Raw genomic sequence first — 1,729 nt, 5'->3', positions numbered from 1 at the left:
CTGTGCGCGCCGTGCCCGTTCTGCCCGCTCCGCGTGTCATGATCGCTCTGCTCGCTGTCATCCGTGCGCTCGAGGAGGGTCGCGGCCGTCATCCCGAAGGTCTCCCGGACCCGTTCGAGCAGGGCCGGCAGCGCGTCCTCACCGCGCAGGACGCTGCCGGCGAGCACGGACAGGGTGGCGGCCTCGGCGGAGGCCCGCACCGCCTGGGTGTACCGGCGGGCGGCGAGGTCGACCACCCTGCTGACCATGATTCCGACAAGGACGAAGGCGACCAGCGCGAAAGCGTTGTTGCGTTCCGCTATCGTCCAGCGGTGGTGGGCGGCGAAGAAGTAGTAGTTCAGCAGCAGGGAGCTGGCGACCGCGGTGAGCAGCGCCGGCCAGAACCCGCCCACCAGCGCGGTGACCACCACCGCCAGCAGGTAGACGAGGACGTCGGTGGTCACGTTGAGTGAGCCCCGGGAGTGCGCGAGCGCGACTGTCAGCAGCGGCAGGAGGACCGCGGCCATCGCGGTCGCGATCAGCCGGCGCCGGGGCCGCAGCCCGTGGGCGAGGCGCGGCAGGCGCCATCCCCGGCCGGCCTCCTCGTGGGTGACCATGTGGACGTCGATCGACCCGGACAGTTTCGTGGTGGTGACGCCGATCCCGGGGCTGAGCACCTGGGCGAAGCGTCCCCGCCGGCTGGCCCCGAGCACCAGCTGGGTGGCGTTCTCCGCGCGGGCGAAATCCAGCAGCGCGGCCGGGACGTCGTCGCCGATGACGTGGTGGTAGGTGCCGCCGAGGCTTTCCGCCAGCGCCCGCTGGCGGGCCAGCCCGGGGGTTCGCCCCGGTCAGCCCGTCGGAGCGGGCGACATGAACCGCAAGCAGGTCGGCGCCCTTGCTGCGGTCGGCGATCCGGACCGCCCGGCGGATCAGCGTGTCGCCCTCGGGCCCGCCGGTGAGGGCGACGACGACCCGCTCCCGAGTCTCCCAGGTGCCGGATATCCCGTGTTCGGCCCGGTACCGGTCAAGCTGCTCGTCGACCTTGTCAGCCACCCACAGTAACGCGATCTCCCGCAGCGCGGTGAGGTTACCCACCCGGAAGTAGTTCGACAGCGCCGCGTCGATCTTCTCCGGGGCGTAGATGTTGCCGTGGGCCATCCGCCGACGCAGCGCCTCCGGCGCCATGTCGACCAGTTCCACCTGGTCGGCCTGGCGGACGGCCTCGTCGGGCACCGTCTCCCGCTGCGCCACCCCGGTGATCGTCTCGACCACGTCGTTGAGCGACTCCATGTGCTGGATGTTGACGTTGGAGATGACGTCGACACCCGCGTCGAGGAGCTCCTGGACGTCCTGCCAGCGCTTCGCGTTGCGGCTGCCGGGGATGTTGGTGTGGGCGAGCTCGTCGACGACCGCGACCGCGGGCCGGCGCGCGAGCACGGCGTCGACGTCCATCTCGGTGAACGTCGAACCGCGGTAGGAGATCTCCCGACGCGGGACGACCTCCAGCCCGGCGAGCAGGGCGGCCGTCCGGGGACGGCCGTGGGTCTCGACGAAGCCGACGACCACGTCGGTGCCCCGGTCCCGCCGCCGGTGCGCCTCGTCGAGGGCGGCGAACGTCTTGCCCACGCCCGGCGCCGCACCGAGGTAGACCCGCAGGGTTCCCCGACTCACGACGTCCATCGTGCGCCGTTCCCGCCATCGTGGCCATACCCGTGCCCGGCCCGTACCGGCGGCGGGCGGGTGCCGGTAC

At 72.2% G+C, this 1,729-nt stretch carries 2 protein-coding genes and 1 pseudogene; 1 reads left to right on the top strand and 2 read right to left on the bottom strand.

From position 1 onward, the window contains the following. Window positions 1-692: DUF4118 domain-containing protein (locus AC5LSR_RS06805; protein ID WP_493468267.1), on the bottom strand; the 692-nt coding region annotated here is incomplete at its 3' end. Window positions 693-849: 157 nt separating this feature from the next. Here AC5LSR_RS06805 and AC5LSR_RS06800 point away from each other — a divergent pair. After that, window positions 850-1,041 carry a hypothetical protein gene (locus tag AC5LSR_RS06800; protein WP_493464626.1) on the top strand — a complete coding sequence of 64 codons (192 nt, stop codon included), beginning with the start codon at window positions 850-852 and terminating at the stop codon, window positions 1,039-1,041. Between the two features lie 36 nt (window positions 1,042-1,077). Here AC5LSR_RS06800 and AC5LSR_RS06795 read toward each other — a convergent pair. Beyond that, window positions 1,078-1,659 (bottom strand): annotated as a pseudogene (locus AC5LSR_RS06795) (histidine kinase); the annotation flags it as partial. Window positions 1,660-1,729: the final 70 nt, after the last annotated feature.

The organism is Protofrankia sp. CiP1_Cm_nod4, from assembly GCF_982290645.1.
This window is presented reverse-complemented; position numbering and strand designations above follow the sequence as displayed.

Excerpts from the sequence above, each read along its gene's own strand:
- AC5LSR_RS06800 (WP_493464626.1), top strand. The coding sequence starts at position 850 with ATGAACCGCAAGCAGGTCGGCGCCCTTGCTGCGGTCGGCGATCCGGAC.